The sequence below is a fragment of the Natrialba asiatica DSM 12278 genome (genome assembly GCF_000337555.1).
Taxonomy (GTDB): domain Archaea; phylum Halobacteriota; class Halobacteria; order Halobacteriales; family Natrialbaceae; genus Natrialba; species Natrialba asiatica.
Window position 1 is genome coordinate 1 of the sequence record NZ_AOIO01000031.1, and the last position, 15,392, is coordinate 15,392.

15 protein-coding genes are annotated in these 15,392 nt (G+C 63.0%); 6 read left to right on the forward strand and 9 right to left on the reverse strand.

Going from position 1 to position 15,392, the window contains the following annotated elements; translation table 11 throughout:
• The coding region (locus C481_RS13240) for an NAD(P)H-binding protein (RefSeq protein ID WP_006109737.1) at positions 1–152 on the reverse strand (152 nt) is incomplete at its 3' end.
• Between the two features lie 165 nt (positions 153–317).
• Here C481_RS13240 and C481_RS13245 point away from each other — a divergent pair.
• On the forward strand, positions 318–1,373 hold the full coding sequence (locus tag C481_RS13245; RefSeq protein WP_006109738.1) for a phytoene/squalene synthase family protein: 1,056 nt from the start codon (positions 318–320) through the stop codon (positions 1,371–1,373).
• Between the two features lie 71 nt (positions 1,374–1,444).
• Here C481_RS13245 and C481_RS13250 read toward each other — a convergent pair whose 3' ends face one another.
• The gene (locus C481_RS13250; RefSeq protein ID WP_006109739.1) at positions 1,445–2,668 is read right to left on the reverse strand and encodes a hypothetical protein; all 1,224 of its coding nucleotides are present in this window, start codon (positions 2,666–2,668) and stop codon (positions 1,445–1,447) included.
• Between the two features lie 261 nt (positions 2,669–2,929).
• Between C481_RS13250 and C481_RS13255 the strand changes: the two genes are divergently transcribed.
• The 3 genes from C481_RS13255 to C481_RS13265 all read left to right on the forward strand — a co-directional run bounded on the left by C481_RS13255 (position 2,930) and on the right by C481_RS13265 (position 5,667).
• Positions 2,930–3,850, forward strand: coding sequence for a helix-hairpin-helix domain-containing protein (locus C481_RS13255; RefSeq protein ID WP_006109740.1), 921 nt, complete (start codon positions 2,930–2,932; stop codon positions 3,848–3,850).
• A 134-nt stretch (positions 3,851–3,984) separates the two neighbouring features.
• On the forward strand, positions 3,985–4,773 hold the full coding sequence (locus C481_RS13260; RefSeq protein WP_006109741.1) for a class I fructose-bisphosphate aldolase: 789 nt from the start codon (positions 3,985–3,987) through the stop codon (positions 4,771–4,773).
• A gap of 6 nt (positions 4,774–4,779) precedes the next feature.
• The gene (locus tag C481_RS13265) at positions 4,780–5,667 is read left to right on the forward strand and encodes a class 1 fructose-bisphosphatase (RefSeq protein ID WP_006109742.1); all 888 of its coding nucleotides are present in this window, start codon (positions 4,780–4,782) and stop codon (positions 5,665–5,667) included.
• Between the two features lie 156 nt (positions 5,668–5,823).
• Here the strand turns inward: C481_RS13265 and C481_RS22235 are convergent, their stop codons facing one another.
• Positions 5,824–5,991, reverse strand: coding sequence for a hypothetical protein (locus tag C481_RS22235; protein WP_169331457.1), 168 nt, complete (start codon positions 5,989–5,991; stop codon positions 5,824–5,826).
• Between the two features lie 260 nt (positions 5,992–6,251).
• A complete protein-coding gene (locus C481_RS13270) occupies positions 6,252–7,385 on the reverse strand; it encodes a hypothetical protein (protein ID WP_006109743.1) in 1,134 nt (377 codons plus the stop codon).
• Between the two features lie 710 nt (positions 7,386–8,095).
• On the opposite strand from C481_RS13270, the gene C481_RS13275 reads away from it, so the two are divergent.
• Positions 8,096–8,446, forward strand: a complete 351-nt coding sequence (locus tag C481_RS13275; protein ID WP_049904659.1) for a DUF5658 family protein — start codon at positions 8,096–8,098, stop codon at positions 8,444–8,446.
• Positions 8,447–8,494: 48 nt separating this feature from the next.
• Here the strand turns inward: C481_RS13275 and C481_RS13280 are convergent, their stop codons facing one another.
• The 4 genes from C481_RS13280 to C481_RS13295 form a co-directional block, all read right to left on the reverse strand.
• Positions 8,495–9,190 carry a PH domain-containing protein gene (locus C481_RS13280; protein WP_006109745.1) on the reverse strand — a complete coding sequence of 232 codons (696 nt, stop codon included), beginning with the start codon at positions 9,188–9,190 and terminating at the stop codon, positions 8,495–8,497.
• Positions 9,187–9,927 (reverse strand): PH domain-containing protein, encoded by a 741-nt coding sequence (locus C481_RS13285; RefSeq protein ID WP_006109746.1) that lies wholly within the window; start codon positions 9,925–9,927, stop codon positions 9,187–9,189. The genes C481_RS13280 and C481_RS13285 overlap by 4 nt, the downstream gene beginning before the upstream one ends.
• Positions 9,924–10,409, reverse strand: coding sequence for a MaoC family dehydratase (locus tag C481_RS13290; protein WP_338043605.1), 486 nt, complete (start codon positions 10,407–10,409; stop codon positions 9,924–9,926). Before C481_RS13290 ends, C481_RS13285 begins: the two co-directional genes overlap by 4 nt.
• A gap of 191 nt (positions 10,410–10,600) precedes the next feature.
• Positions 10,601–12,022, reverse strand: coding sequence for an NAD-dependent succinate-semialdehyde dehydrogenase (locus tag C481_RS13295; protein ID WP_006109748.1), 1,422 nt, complete (start codon positions 12,020–12,022; stop codon positions 10,601–10,603).
• Between the two features lie 404 nt (positions 12,023–12,426).
• On the opposite strand from C481_RS13295, the gene gdhB reads away from it, so the two are divergent.
• Positions 12,427–13,710: a glutamate dehydrogenase GdhB gene (gdhB, locus tag C481_RS13300; protein ID WP_006109749.1), complete on the forward strand. Its 1,284-nt coding sequence runs from the start codon at positions 12,427–12,429 to the stop codon at positions 13,708–13,710.
• A gap of 151 nt (positions 13,711–13,861) precedes the next feature.
• Here gdhB and C481_RS13305 read toward each other — a convergent pair whose 3' ends face one another.
• Positions 13,862–15,229 carry a Cdc6/Cdc18 family protein gene (locus C481_RS13305; RefSeq protein WP_006109750.1) on the reverse strand — a complete coding sequence of 456 codons (1,368 nt, stop codon included), beginning with the start codon at positions 15,227–15,229 and terminating at the stop codon, positions 13,862–13,864.
• Positions 15,230–15,392 lie beyond the last annotated feature (163 nt).

Genomic DNA, 15,392 nt, shown 5'->3' on the forward strand with positions numbered 1-15,392 from the left:
ATCGCTTCCATCTCCTCGACCTGGTCGTCCGCCCGGACCATCGCGCGGACGGCGTGATCGCTCGCGACGAGTTCAGTCGTGACGTGCTGGCCGACCTGTCCGTGGGAGCCGGCGACGAGGACGGTCGTATTCGAATCGGTGGTGTCCGCCATACGTACCCGTCGGCGAGAAGGGGGATAGTGTTAGTCCCGAGGACTGCCGGGGTGAGTGGGTGCCACGGGTGCCGACGGCGATGATTCCGTGGCGCGAGTTCCAACAGAATGAAATGTTTGGACCGCGGTGTTTTTCCGGGATGGGGTCGAAATAGGAGCGAGTAGATGACTACGGGCCAGTCCGAACACACAACTGACGCCGACATGGAGTGGTGTTACGATGCGGTTCATGGCGTTTCGCGGACCTTCTCGATCACAATCGACCGACTCGAGGAACCAATGGCGAAGCACATCTGCCTGGGCTACCTCTTGTGTCGGGTTGCTGATACGATCGAGGACGCGGGCCACATTCCGCCGGCAGAACAGACTGCCCTACTCTCGACGTACGACCGCCTGCTCGACCCGAATGCGGCACACTCCCTGGAGTCGTTCATGGACGACATCGAGCCGTGGCTCCCCGGTCCGGAAAACCGATCCAACGACTGGGAGGTCGTCGCCAACACGCCGCGCGTGTTAGCCACGTTCGAAACCCTCGACGAGGAACCCCGCGAGATCATGCGCGAACCCGTTCGTGAACTCGTCGACGGGATGGCGATGTTCACCGACCGGTACGCCGACGAGGGCGGACTGCGCCTCCAGACGCTCGACGAACTCGAGGAGTACTGCTGGTACGCCGCCGGGACCGTGGGGACGCTCATCACCGGACTGGTCGCCCGCGGTGCCTCCCCGGAGCGAGCAGCAGAGATGCGGGACAACGCCCGATCGTTCGCGTTACTCTTACAACTCGTCAACATCGCCAAGGACGTTGAGACGGACTACCACGAGGAAAACAACGTCTATCTCCCCGCCGAGTGGCTGGCCGAGGAAGATGTCGACGTCGAGGCCGTCACCGAGGTGGAAAACAAAAGCGGCGTGACGAACGTCGTCAAACGAATTACGGGCCGCGCGGAAACCTATCTCGACGATGCCCAGCGGTATCTCGAGGTCGTCCCCGAATGCCACGGAAACCGCCTTTCGGCGTGGGCGATTCCGTATCTGCTCGCAGTCGGGACGATGCGCGAACTGCGCGAACGTCCCGAGGATGTCGTCGAGGAGGGGAACGTAAAGATCGCGCGCGCAGAGGTCTATGCGCTGATCCAGCAGTTCGAGGAGGGCACGTCCCGCTCGCGGCTCGACGAACTCCGGAGCAAAATGGCCGAGCAGCCGCTTCACCACAACTAACCGTCGAATTCTACGGCGCAGAAGGCGTGTCGACGATTGGACGTGCCGACGGTGAGTGACGACGACGAGGATCACTCCGCTGCCACGCGCCGTCCGATCAGCGAGAGGACGTATCCGACGAGGCCGGCCCCGAGCGACCACGGGAGGAACAGCAAGACGACGACGTACAGCAGTGAAAGCGAACTACCATACGGCGCGAAGGCGGTCGCTACTGCGAGCGGCCCCAAAACGGCGAGTCCGCTGTAACCCCACACAGCAGCGGTATCGCCGCGTTCGAGCGCGTGCCCGAGCGGGAGGAACGATGCGGCGGCGAGGACGAACGAACCGACGAGGACCGCATTCGCGAATCCGAACGCAATCCAGGTTCCGACGGTGAGGACGGCCCCCGCGCCGAACGCGAGCAGCGAAAGCGTTCGTCGTCCGGAGGAGAGACCGAGTGCAGCACAGCCCGTCTCGATCGCAGTTTGACCATGGGCGCTGATCGATCGCCGAGCGCCGAACATCCCGACCCGTCCGATCCCGAACTGCCTCGTCGTACCGATTGCAAAACCGAGAACGACGACGGGGACGACGCCGGCGCGGACGGCGTGTGCCGTTACCAGCGGCCCGAACGTCACCGCCGCCCCACCCCAGGAAGCGAGCGTGCCGGCAACGCCGGTCGGTCCGTAGGTGACGTACGTGCGACTGCCGAACTCGTCAGTGGCGAACTCGTCTGCGACGTAATCGCGAGCCCACGTCAGCGTCCCATCCTCGGCGGCGGAACTCGATGGCGAGTTCGTCGCCGCGTACCCCTCCGGCAGATGGATCGAAACGCGCTCGGCGACGAGGTCGTACCGGTCGGACGTGTCGCCGGCGTAGAAGTAATCGAGAACCCAGCCGTCGCCGACCGCTGAACTCGCGACGGCCGGAACGGTATAGTTGACGCGGACCGTCCGGCTTTCGGGCTCGATCGACGGCGTGATGTCCCGAGCATCGTCGGCGGCGACGTCGTAGCGGTGCCAGCCGTCCTCGACGGCGGTCTCGAGTGCGGTGGTGTTCGTCCGGTAGGTTTCGGCCGCCGTGTGGTTGACGGGGACGCGAGCGACCCAGCGCGAGTCCCCGGCGTCGTCGACGTGGATGTCGAGCGTTCCCGGCCCGGACGCTCCGTCGATCGAGTCCGGACCGCAGACGCCGCAGATGGACAGCGGTGGTGGGGCAGCAGCGACGAGCGAGACGGTCGTGAGACAACAGAGGGCGACGAAAGAGAGGGCGAGCGCCGAACGCACGACCACAGCGGGGGACCGGAGTGAGAGCATAGCCCACGATTGGTGTTGGAAATTATAATTGTTTGGATCAGTTGAACGATCGTCGCTGGGAACGTGATCAGCGACCTGTTGTACGAGCTGTCTGTCAGGATAGTCGATAGGCAAACCACCGAGTTCATCCCGAGTGTCCTGAGTCCGGCACAGCGTCCGTCTCCCGCCCGCCGTTCGCGACACGAACGCGTCTGACGGGAGTCAACTCGAGGACAAGTTTCAAGGCTAGACGGTGAGAGCTACAGACGAGCGGTGACTCGCGTGAGTAAAGAACAGTTCGTAACCGAGTCGGGGGAACCGAGTTCGGGGCGCGGCCGAGAGCGGGGTACGGGGACGAGAACGGGAAGCCAACACGAGGACGATACCGGTCGATCGGCGGTCGCAACGAGGGCCGAAGACGGCGGGAGTGAGCGCGATAACGGGTCCGATAGTGATGCTGACGCCAACGACGACGCCGACGCCAGCAGAACCGACACCGCCGAAAGCGGGACGCGGGAAACGGACGCCGGAACGCGAACGATCAGCCTCGGCATCGGCCTCGGTATCGAACTCGAGGTCGACCCCGATGCCGACGAGGTGTTCGAGGTGGAGACGACTGGGCGGTCACAGGGAATGCCCAGATCGAACTCGCGGTTCGAATCCGCAGAACGGGCGTCGCTTGCGGCCGCGGATATCGAGCCCGAGGCAGTTGCGAACAAGGAGTACTCCTACCAGATGCTGCTCGAAACGGAAATCGACGAAGACCTCGCAGACTGCCTTCGGCGACGGTTTTCGCTGCCGTGGTCGTTCCAGACGGACGACGACCACAACCTCGACCGACGCTCGAACGAGGTTCGCGGGCTCGGGGCGGCCGAACGCGCCTGGATCGCAGCGAGCGGTGACGAGGCGTGGCAGACCTTCGAGGGGATGGCCCCCGACGCCGATGATGACGGGGCAACCGGGATCGGCGGGGACCGGACAGACGCCGAACGCGACGGCGGGAACCGACCCTGGCCGCGACCAACGCCGGTGACGACGGTGACCGGAGTCGGCCCGAACGACGCCGAAACGCTCGCCGAGGCGGGCATCCGCTCCGCGGAACGGTTGGCGACGATCAACGCCGCGACCGTTGCCCGCCTCCTCGAACTCGACGTGCTCCACGTTCGGACATGGCGTCACAACGCGCGCGAAGTCATCAACTAACCGCGTACTGACGAGTGTAACCAGTTCACAAACGCCGGACTGGACGTCGGTTCCGAACACTTACTACCCAAATAAGTAATTTCGATAATACGGACCATCAGAGATATATAGCGGCCTAGTGGACCATCAAACAGATGATTCCGATCGACGATTCCCCGATCGTTCGTGACGGTAAAACACTGATCCTCGCGATGGACCACGGGCTGGAACACGGACCGACCGATTTCGCGGACGTGCCGGAGAAACTCGACCCGGAGACGGTCTTCGAGACGGCGACCCACGACGCCGTCACCGCGATGGCCGTCCAGAAGGGAATCGCGGAGGGGTACTACCCGAGCTACGAGGACGACGTGAATCTGCTGGCCAAACTCAACGGCACCTCGAACATGTGGATGGGCGAACCCGACTCCTCGATCAACTGGTCGGTCGACTACGCCGCAGAGGTGGGGGCCGACGCCATCGGCTTTACCGTCTACAGCGGCTCGAACCACGAAGTCGAGATGTACGAAGAGTTCCGTAAGGCCCAGGAAAAGGCCCGCGAGCACGACCTGCCGGTCGTCATGTGGTCCTACCCGCGCGGACAGGGGCTCAAGAACGACACCAAACCGGGCACGATCGCCTACGCCAGCCGCATCGCGCTCGAACTCGGGGCTGACATTGCGAAGGTCAAGTATCCCGGCAGCCCCGAGGCGATGCAACGCGCCTGCAAGGCTGCGGGCGATATGAACGTCGTCATGAGCGGCGGCTCGAAAACCTCGGATTACGAGTTCCTTTCGACGGTCGAGGCGGCGGTCAACGCCGGCTGCACCGGCCTTGCCGTCGGCCGGAACGTCTGGCAGCGCGATGACCCAACCCGCCTCCTCGATGCGCTCGAAAAGGTTATTTACGAGGAGGAAACCGCCGACGCTGCACTCGAGGACTAACGCTGCATGACGGTATCCGATCCGATCGTCGAGAGCGTCATCACGACGCTCAGTCGCTCGGTAAGGGAGATTCGACAGGGACTGATCGGTCGCCGCGGGAGCGCAAACGCCGAGAACCCGAGCGGCGAAACCCAGATGGAGGCCGACATCTGGGCGGATGATCTGCTCGCGGACCGTCTCTCCTCGATCGATGGCATCAGTCAGTACGCAAGCGAAGAGCGAGACACGGTTCTCGACTGCGGGGGCGATACCTCGACCGGGGACGGCTACGCCGTCGCAGTCGACCCGCTCGACGGCTCCTCGAACCTCAAATCGAACAACGCCATGGGGACCATCGTCGGCATCTACGACGCTCCCCTGCCAGCCCGCGGCGATGAACTCGTTGCGGCGGCGTACGTGCTCTACGGACCGATCACGACGATGGTCCTGGCGACCGACGAGACCGTCCTGGAGTACGAATTGACGGGTGGCGAGCGACGACTCGTTCGCCGCGACGTGACGCTCCCCGAGGATCCCGTCGTCTACGGCTTCGGCGGCCGCGTTCCCGACTGGACCGACGAGTTCAGGAGTTACGCTCGTGCGATCGAACAGGAGTACAAACTCCGGTACGGTGGTGCGATGATCGGCGATATCAATCAGGTGCTGACCTACGGCGGGGTGTTCGGCTATCCGGGACTCGTCTCCCGTCCGGAGGGGAAGCTTCGGTTGCAGTTCGAAGGCAATCCGATCGGTTACATCGTCGAACGGGCGGGCGGCAGGTCCTCGAACGGGCACCAGTCGCTGTTGACGGTTGATCCGAACGCCGACGACATCCACGAGCGGACGCCGGTGTTCGTCGGCAACGACGCGCTGATCGATCGCCTCGAAGCTGAACTCGCGGATACACGGATGTAGCCGAGGGAGATCGGTCGCATCGGTAGCCGTTCGCTGCTTCTCGATGCTATTCGACGCTGTCCGATGCGTCTCGTCGGTTTTCGATAGTTGGTTCTCGATAGCTGCGTGGGTGCGGCAAACGCTTGCCGACGGCGAGACCGTCGCTCCAGTTGGGGCTCAGTTACTGAGCCAGGGCCGAGTTATGAAAACGTAGCCGCCGACGGAGACCGCGACCAGTCCGTAGAACGCCGCCCGCGGTATCCCGGTTCGGAGGGCGACCAGCGTCAGCAGCAGGACGAGAGCCAGAACCGCGATAGCATCGACAACGATCTTGAGGGCGGTCATGGCGACACTCCCCAGTCCTGCTTCAGCCGGTGAACGCCCGGAGTCGGACCGAGAGGCGATCGCTGTCCCATCCGTGGACGCACCCCCGGAACTACCGTCGGCGTCGGATCCGGCGGTGGGACCGGAGCCAGTAGTCTGACGCCGGACGCGCGTTGGCTCTCGATCGCGTTCGTGGGGTGATCGTCGGTCACTCATCGTTCACCGAGCGGTATTCACGGCAGTACGTACTCGTCGAGGGCAGTTCGCTGGCCGGTTGTTTGTTAGAAGTGATAGCCATGGCGTTCAGTCATCTTGTACGCACTAACGCCCCAGACGTAACTCTGGCCGGGCCACCAGGTACGAGCGTTGTTGAATCCCGCAATCAGGACATCGCCGTCCTCGCCGTCTGGATCTTCGTGAAAGCTAACCGAGCCGCTATCACCGTCGGTCAGGTCCATTTCACCGCCCCAACGAATCTGTCCACGCCGACAGAACGCCTCCGTGAAGCAGGTAACGGCATCGATTCCTTGAATGGCGCCGGTCGTATGGCCGGTCATCGCACCGACTTTCTCGAGGCGCTCGCCGCGAGCCATGAGATCTGCAAGGCCGAATCTCGTGTACTGTCCGCGCACGCGTAATGGCGATGGCGAGTCGATTAGACTCGTCGGCTCGAGTTCACTGGTCGGTTCGACCGTCGCGAGGTCGAGGACGGGGTGGGTAGCTGAGAGCGTGCCGATCGCGACCGGATCGCCGCCCTCGACGGGCAGCGTGAGGTGCGTCTCATCTTCGGATGCCGACTTGAAGGCGTGATTCGCGGTGACGAAGAGCGACTGTTCCGTCTCCGGGTGATACAGTGCTGGTCCGAGCGTCGCCAGACTCGTGGCTGTCTCACAGGCAACGCCGCTCGGAGCATAGCCACTGTGGGCCTGTTCGACGAGTCGCGGTTCGAACGAATCCGCACCCCCCTCGAGATCGTCGAGGTCATCGATACCCTCGTCGTCGAAATCGTCTCCCTCGAAAATCGTCTCGATATCGACCGGGAAGCCGGCAATGAGCCGTTCGATGAACTCGCGCAGTGACACCCAGTCCCGCGAGATACCGACCGAGACGGCGGCCGTCCCGTTCTCGTAGGAACCGGGGACGACCGCGCTACCTAAATACCCGGTGAAGGCTACCCGTGCAAGGAGTTCGTTCAGTTCGAACGCTTTCTTGACGGCAGCGTACCACTCCGCGGGGACGTATCGCGTCCGCTCTGTCAGCGACCAGGGATCGTCCGGATCTTCCCTGACCAGCGCAGTGACGACCGGAACCTCCCCATCGCCGGCCGAAAGAAAATCATCGACACCGAGAAACTGAGCGACCCCGATCGCGTACCCGCCGGTCGCAAGCGTCCGAATGAACTCGCGGCGGTCCATTCCCCCATCGAGTTGCTCACGGAGCGTCGATAGTCGCTGAACAGTTCCCGAATTACTCTCCTCTGACATAAGCTGATAGCCGGTTCCGTCTTCGGTTCCACCCCCTCACGCTAAAGCTAATATTCACGTACACGGGTCACTCCAGTACGCCTCGTAGGATCGAGCGAACTGCGAATAGCCGTTTTGCCTGCAGTCGCTACCATTTTGTCCGCTACAAATAAAGTATCTGATACCTATTATAGGGGAGAATTTGCTTATAATATCTGTCTCACTGAACGCAACCGTTCGTGGGTTCCGAGCCACTACCCGAACTCGTCTCCGTGTTGGTGACCGCGGAGACACCACCGAACCGACACACCGCGACGTGAGTCGTGCCAGCCGTTCCCGCACGCACCTCTCTTCGCCTGTTCGAGGGAGTTGCCGCCCTGTCGGGAAACGGGTGGCTCGACTCGTCGTCCGCTCTCGCTGTGACTACCGCGAATACCCGTGAGCAACTGGCCGGAGACTCTCTACAGCATTTCTGCCGCCCGTATTCGTCCGCACCCTCGTTCGAGTTTATCACCGCTTACTCGGCCGTAATGACCGATGATACCGATCTATGGTTCGGATAACAATACCGCCGCTTCGTGACCCATCGATCGCGAGAGCGCCTCTCGATGGGAACGCGGCCCGCGTCGGGCCGCTCCCGGTTCGATTCCGGGCGAGAGTCTATGCAATTCAACCGCGACCTCCGCTCTCGCGGATTGTCGGTCGCCGTTACGCCATCCGAACTCGAACGATTGCTCTGGGGACTCGTCGCCGTTTCGCTCATCGGAGACGTACTCACGACCTTCGTCGGCCTGCATCTCGGTCTGACGGAGTCGAACCCGGTCGCTCACAGCGCAATCGCGGGCTACGGCGTCATCGGAATGCTCGCGCTCAAAGCCGGCGCACTGGCCGTCGGACTCGCCTGTCGACCCCTGCTTCCGCCAACGTACCGGGCTGTCGTTCCGGCCGGCCTCGCGATTCCGTGGACGCTCGCCGTCGGCATCAACGTCTACATGATCTCGACGGTCGTCTGATATCGCCCGACCGACGCCGCACAAACTGACCGGTTTTCACCGACGCTATCACCGAACCGTTTCGCGTTCATCGAGCGCCCGGCGCGCCGCACGAACCTCCTCGCGGACCGCCTGCCACTGCGCGAGCGTCCCCGGAATCGGCTCCGAGCGAGCCGAGCGCGAGACGGCCTCACTTTGCAGTCGCCGATCACGACACCGGGACCGATACCGATTGAGCGTCCGCCGAACTGAACTCGGGTCATCGACGTTCCAGAACGCGAGGAGCGTGCCGCCGGCGGTATCGATCGAGACGGTGCCGTACCCGACGAACCGACCGGCGACGCCCTGCGTGACCGTCGTATTCTGGATGTGTTCGAGTGAAACCGTTCGGACGGAGCGGCCGAGCACTCCCTGCCTGATCGCAACTCGCCGCGCCGTGATCACGAATACCGTTCGCGAGAGACGCGCGTACTGCCAGGCCGTCGGAACGACAAGGAGAACCACCAGAAGGAGCCCCTGCCAGGGAACGAGTTCACGGACGACGGCGGCGAGGAGTGTGAGCGTTCCCAGGAGTGTGACGGCGAGCCAGGGATAGATAGTCTGGATACGCGGGCGGCCACGCCACCGGATGGGTTCGTCGGGAGCGAGTGCGAGCCAGGCGAGTTCGGCGTCACCGAGAGCCGTGGAGTCGGATGGACCCGGAGAACCGGCTGCAGCGTCGCGTTTGCCGGCAGAGTTACCGGACGCGCCATCGTGTGAGTTCATGATCCGGTCGAGTGGTCGTCGTACGTGTGCGTGCGCGTCTTGTTCGCGCCTGTGTTGTCGTCGTCCGTCCCTGTGTTGTCGTGGGTGGGGGTTCGCTCGGTTTCCGTGCGAGCACCAGTTCCTGCGTGGCGGTCACGGTCGTCCGAGGGGCCGGTCCCGTGAGCGCCCTCCGGCTCCTCCAGCAGTTCGCGGATCGTCCGGAGTTCAGTGCGAATATCGACGAGTACGTCCGCTTTTGTAGCGTCACTGCCTCCTTGCGGTTCGGAATCGGTCCGTTGGGGTGCTCCTCGCTCGCGGCGACCGCGTCGTGTTCGGTCGAGTCGTTCGCTGAGCAGTTGCTGTACTCCCGTCGGGTCCGGCACCGAGTTGAACGACATTTCGACGCCCGACCCGCCCGCAGTGCTGATCTCGACCGTTCCGTAGCCGAGTCGCGTTCCGAGGGCGGACTGCGAGTAGGAACTGTCCTGTACCTTCTCGTGTTCGATGCGCTTGACGTCTCGCGAGATGATACCCGTCTTCCGGTAGAGCGCACGGTTCGTGACGACGTACTGGGTGTTCGTGACGCGGAGATACTCGGCCGCGATGATGACGAGTCCGATCAGCACGATCGAGAGCGGAATGCCGATGAGTACCACCGGCAGGAGCGTTCGCCGATCCGGACCGCTCTCCCAGACGAGTTCTTCGTCGTCGTCTATCGTGAGCCACTCCAGATCGGCGTCGGTCTGTGGCTCGCTCATTGGGTGGGGTCGTCGGCGAACTCTCGTTTCAACGAGAGGACGGTCCGGTCGAACGCGCAGACGAGGTCGTCGTCCTGGTTGAAGACCTCGACGCGCATGGTGACGACGCCGCGCTCGCCGTCGCTGGTCTCGCGCTTGTCCGTGACCGTCGATCGGGCGCGGATGGTATCGCCGTGAAAGACCGGCTGGGGATGTTCGACGTTGTCGTACGAGAGGTTCGCGACGATAGTGCCGTCGGTCGTCTCGGGGATCGAAACGCCGACGGCGAGACTCATGGTGTAGAGCCCGTTAACCAGCCGTTCGCCGAACTCGGTGTCGCCCGCGAACTCGGCGTCGAGATGCAGCGGTTGCTGGTTCATCGTCATATCGCAGAACCGTTGGTTGTCGCTTTCCGAAATCGTTCGCCGACGCTCGTGGGCGATCGTCTCGCCGACTGTGAACTCCTCGTAGTACAGCCCGGTCATAGAGTCGCAGTGGGGCAGGGCCACCAAAAAACTAGTGCCGTGCGTCGAGTTTTGGTACGGGCGGCTGCGATATCGTATTCGTATCCCGGCGCAGTCACCGGTCGGGACACTGTTTTTCACTGCGCCCGCTCGTGCGGACGAGCGAGCGCGTTACTCGACCAGATCCGTCTCCTCACCCGCTTCCTGCTGCACCCAGATCGTCTTCGTGTTCACGAACTCGCGAATGCCCTCTCGCGCGAGTTCGCGACAGTAGCCCGAATCTTTCNCTGCTGCACCCAGATCGTCTTCGTGTTCACGAACTCGCGAATGCCCTCTCGCGCGAGTTCGCGACCGTAGCCCGAATCTTTCACCCCGCCGAAGGGCAGTCGCGGGTCCGACTTGACGAGTTCGTTGACGAACGCCAGGCCGGATTCGAACTCGCGGGCGACGCGCTCGCCGCGGTCCAGATCCGCGGTCCAAACGCTCGCTCCCAGTCCGAACCGAGTGTCGTTCGCCTTCTCGATCGCGGCGTCCTCGTCGGGGACGCGAAACACCGTCGCGACGGGGCCGAACAGTTCCTCGCTGTCGGCGGGCGCGTCCGCGGGAACGTCCGTCAGTACCGTCGGCGGGTAGAAGGCACCCTCGCGGTCCATCGGCTCGCCGCCCAGTCGAACCTCGCCGCCCCGATCGACCGTCTCTTGGACTTGCTCGTGAAGCTGATCGGCCAAGTCGTCGCGGGCCTGCGGGCCGATGTCCGTCTCCTCGGCCATCGGATCGCCGACGACCTGGTCGTCCATCTCCTCGACGAACCGATCCATGAACTCGTCGTAGACGTCCTCGACGACGATGAACCGCTTGGCTGCGATGCACGACTGCCCCGAGTTCAGCAGTCGGGCCTGGACCGCCGTCTCGACGGTCTCGTCCATCGGGGCGTCCTCGAGCACGACGAAGGGGTCGCTGCCGCCGAGTTCGAGAACGGTCTTTTTGAGTTCGCTGCCGGCGGTTTCGGCGACGGCTCGGCCCGCCCCGTCGCTGCCGGTGAGCGTAACGCCGGCGATGCGGTCGTCTTCGATCACCGCGTCGATCTCGTCGGAACCGATCAACAGCGTGGAAAAGACGTTCTCCGGGAAGCCCGCTTCGCGGAACACGTCCTCGATGGCGCGCGCACAGCCGGGGACGTTCGAGGCGTGTTTCAACAGGCCGACGTTACCCGCGACGAGGTTCGGCGCGGCGAATCGAAACACCTGCCAGAACGGGAAGTTCCACGGCATGATCGCGAGTATCGGCCCCAGCGGCTGGTGAGCGACGACCGTCCGCGCGTTCGGGTCGCCGGCAACGACCTCGTCCCCTAAGAACTCGGCCGCGTGCTCGGCGTAGTAGTCACAGACCCACGCGCACTTCTCGACCTCCGAACGCGCCTGGTCGATCGGTTTTCCCATCTCCGCCGTCATCAGTTCCGCGTACTCCTCGCTGCCGTCTCGAAGCACGTCGCCGGCGGCGGCGAGCAGTTGCTGGCGCGTCTCGATGGAGACCGTCCGCCACTCGTCGAACGCCTCCGTCGCGTTCTCGAGGTGGTCGTCCCACGTGTCCGAGTCCGCCTCGTAGGTGTCGATGGTCTCGCCGGTCGCCGGATTCGTGCTCTCGATACTCATGCGGAGACCCACCACGAGGAGACACTTGAACGGCCCCGGTTAGGACGCAACCACAACTCGCGGTCACCCGGTGCCCGTCGCGCTGAACTCGGTGGACGGAGAAAGTAACGTCCTCTGTCCAGGGCCGCCAGGACGGAATCGACCGGAGACTGATCGAGGCGGACTGTCGGCAGTCGGTTCCGGCGCCCCCCGCAGGACGGTTCGCGGGTACGCCTGGAAACCGGTACAGCAGACCGTCTGAACTGGCGAGTGCAAGTATTGCACGAACTAAATGTGAGTAACAAGGGTTATGGCAGTGGACCGGAAACTGCCTCATCTACACCCGCCTGACAGTCACGCCGTGACTGCCCATTCACTATGGGGCGTCCGATCGTCGTTCCACGCGGGGACTCCACTCTCTGACTATGACAGCAGCCGAACCGACAACGGAATCGGAAATAGCGGAGGAGGAAAGTGCCGTCGAAACAGCCCGTCGCCAACTCGAACGCGCGGCCGCACATCTCGATGTCGACGAGGGTATCGTCGAACGGCTCCGCCACCCAACGAGCGTCTACCGCGTCACGATTCCCCTCGAGCGCGACGATGGAACGCGCGAGATGTTCACCGGCTATCGCGCCCACCACGACAGCGTTCGTGGTCCCTACAAGGGCGGGCTGCGCTACCACCCTGCCGTCAACGAGGAGGAGTGCGTCGGGCTCTCGATGTGGATGACCTGGAAGTGCGCCGTGATGGACCTTCCATTCGGCGGCGCGAAAGGCGGCGTCGTCGTCGACCCCAAGGACCTTAGCTCCGACGAAAAGGAACGGCTCACCCGCCGCTTTGCGGAAGAACTCCGTCCCGTCATCGGACCGAAAACCGACATTCCCGCGCCAGACATGGGCACCGATCCGAAGACGATGGCCTGGTTCATGGACGCCTACTCGATGCAGGAAGGCGAAACCGAGCCCGGCGTCGTCACCGGCAAACCCCCGGTCGTCGGCGGCTCTTACGGCCGCGAGAAGGCACCCGGCCGCAGCGTCGGTATCATCACCGAACAGGCGATCGACTACTACGACTGGGACATTACCGACACGACCGTTGCCGTCCAGGGATTCGGTAGCGTCGGGGCGAATGCCGCCCGCTACCTCGACGACCTCGGCGCCTCGATCGTCGCCGTCTCCGACATCGACGGCGCAATTTACGACCCGGACGGTTTCGATACGAACGATGTCGAAGACCACGACGAAACCCCCGGTATGGTCTCCGGCTACGCTGACGCGCAGTCTCTCTCGAACGACGAACTCCTCGAACTCGATGTCGACGTGCTCATCCCCGCCGCAATCGGCAACGTGCTGACCGGCGAAAACGCTCGCCGCGTCCAGGCGGACATGATCGTCGAAGGAGCAAACGGACCCACGACCTCGACGGCGGGTCAAATCTTCGAAGAGCGCGATATCCCCGTCATCCCCGACATCCTCGCCAACGCCGGCGGCGTCACCGTCTCGTACTTCGAGTGGCTGCAGGACATCAACCGACGCTCCTGGCGGCTCGAACGCGTCCACGAAGAACTCCAGACCGAAATGCTGCGCGCCTGGGAAGGCGTCCGTGACGAATACGACGCCCGCGATATCACCTGGCGCGATGCTGCCTACATCGTCGCACTCGAACGAATCGCCGAGGCACACGAGGCCCGCGGCCTCTGGCCATAACGCGACCGCGATCGATTCTCCGCTTCGGTATCGCATTGATTCTCGCCGCCCCCACCCCCTGTTCAGACTGAAAGCGGCGCGAACTGCCCCGGGTAGAACTCGATCGGACTTACGCGAAATTCTTCCCCCACCCCCGTCGTTCAGACTGAACTCACGAGAACGAGGAGAGGTCCGTCTCGATGTCGCGCTTGTGCGAGGACCCGCCGGTGTTCACGAGCTGATCGTAGGCTGGTAACTCTTCGAGTGAAGAGTCGCGTCGAACCGCCTTGACGATGTGCTTCGGATCCGTCACGAGCCGATGGAGGAGGTAGCTCCCCTGCGAACGGCCACCGCCCGTCTTTTCGGACTCGATGACGCCGAGAAAGGCCTGTTCTTTGAGCTGTCGGTACAGCCCGTTCTCCGTGATCGGATCGTTTGCAACCATCTCACAGATTCCGACGTATCGCTGATAGATTTCCCGCGTCTTGTACGTCTCGCGATCACCGGTGATAATACGGCTCGCGAGCGAGTAGAGCGCGAGTTTTGCGTGAACCGTCGCCCCGCTCGTTAGTTCTTCGATGCGATTGATCTCGGCGACCTCCTGGGCCTGCTGGATGTGGCTCTCGGAGACGGTCTCCGAGCCCGTCCGCCGAGCGAGTTCACCCGCTTCCTTGAGAATCNCCTGCTGGATGTGGCTCTCGGAGACGGTCTCCGAGCCCGTCCGCCGAGCGAGTTCACCCGCTTCCTTGAGAATCTCGATCGCCTTGCGGGCGTCGCCGTGTTTCTTCGCGGCGAGGGCGGCGCAGAGTTCGATCGTCCCGTCCTCGAGAACGTCGGGCTGGAAGGCGTCCTCGCGATTTCGCATGATCTCACGGAGCTGAGAGGCGTCGTAGGGGTGAAAGAACAGTTCGCGATGACCGAAACTGCTGTCGATGCGTTCGTCGAGCGTTTCGCGGTACTGGACCTTGTTGCTGATGCCGATCACGCCGATGTAAGCGTCGGTTTTACGCGCCTCGCGAGCGCGGGAGAGTTGCATCAGGATGTTGCTGTTATCGAGTTTGTCGATCTCGTCGAGAATGATGATCGTCGCGTCGAAAAACGACTCCAGAATCCCCCAGATGTGTTGGTAGTACTCCATCGTCCCGACGCCGCGAAGCGGAATGTGATCCTGGTAGCTCGTTTGTTCCTTGAGGTTGAGAGCGAGTTGTCGCGTTGCCCGCGTTTCCGTATTCGCCTCGGAACAGTCGACATAGAGGACGCCACAGTCGATATCGTTGTCCCGAGCGGCATCCTGTGCTCGCGTCGCGACGTGGCGAGAGATGAGGCTCTTTCCGGTACCGGTCTTGCCGTAGATCATCACGTTGTTCGGTGGATCGCCGCGGGTGATCGCGCCGACTTCGGCAGCGACTGACTGAATTTCGTTGTCCCGGCCGACAATTCGATCCTCATCGGGAACGTGTCCGACGTGCAAGAGTTCTTTCCGATTGAAGATCGGATCGTGAGATTGAAAGAGCGGGTCCCCACCAGCCGTATCAGCCATGCTTCCATTCTGGAAGACAGGTATTATAAAACCAGGGGAAAGAATTCAGACTGATAACGAACTGCACTGGTCGAAGTTTCCCGAGGTGAGCGTCAGATGCCGCCGTATAGCACGGGTTCGTGTTCTATTGCTCGGAACTATTGCTCCGAACGGACCCGCCCCT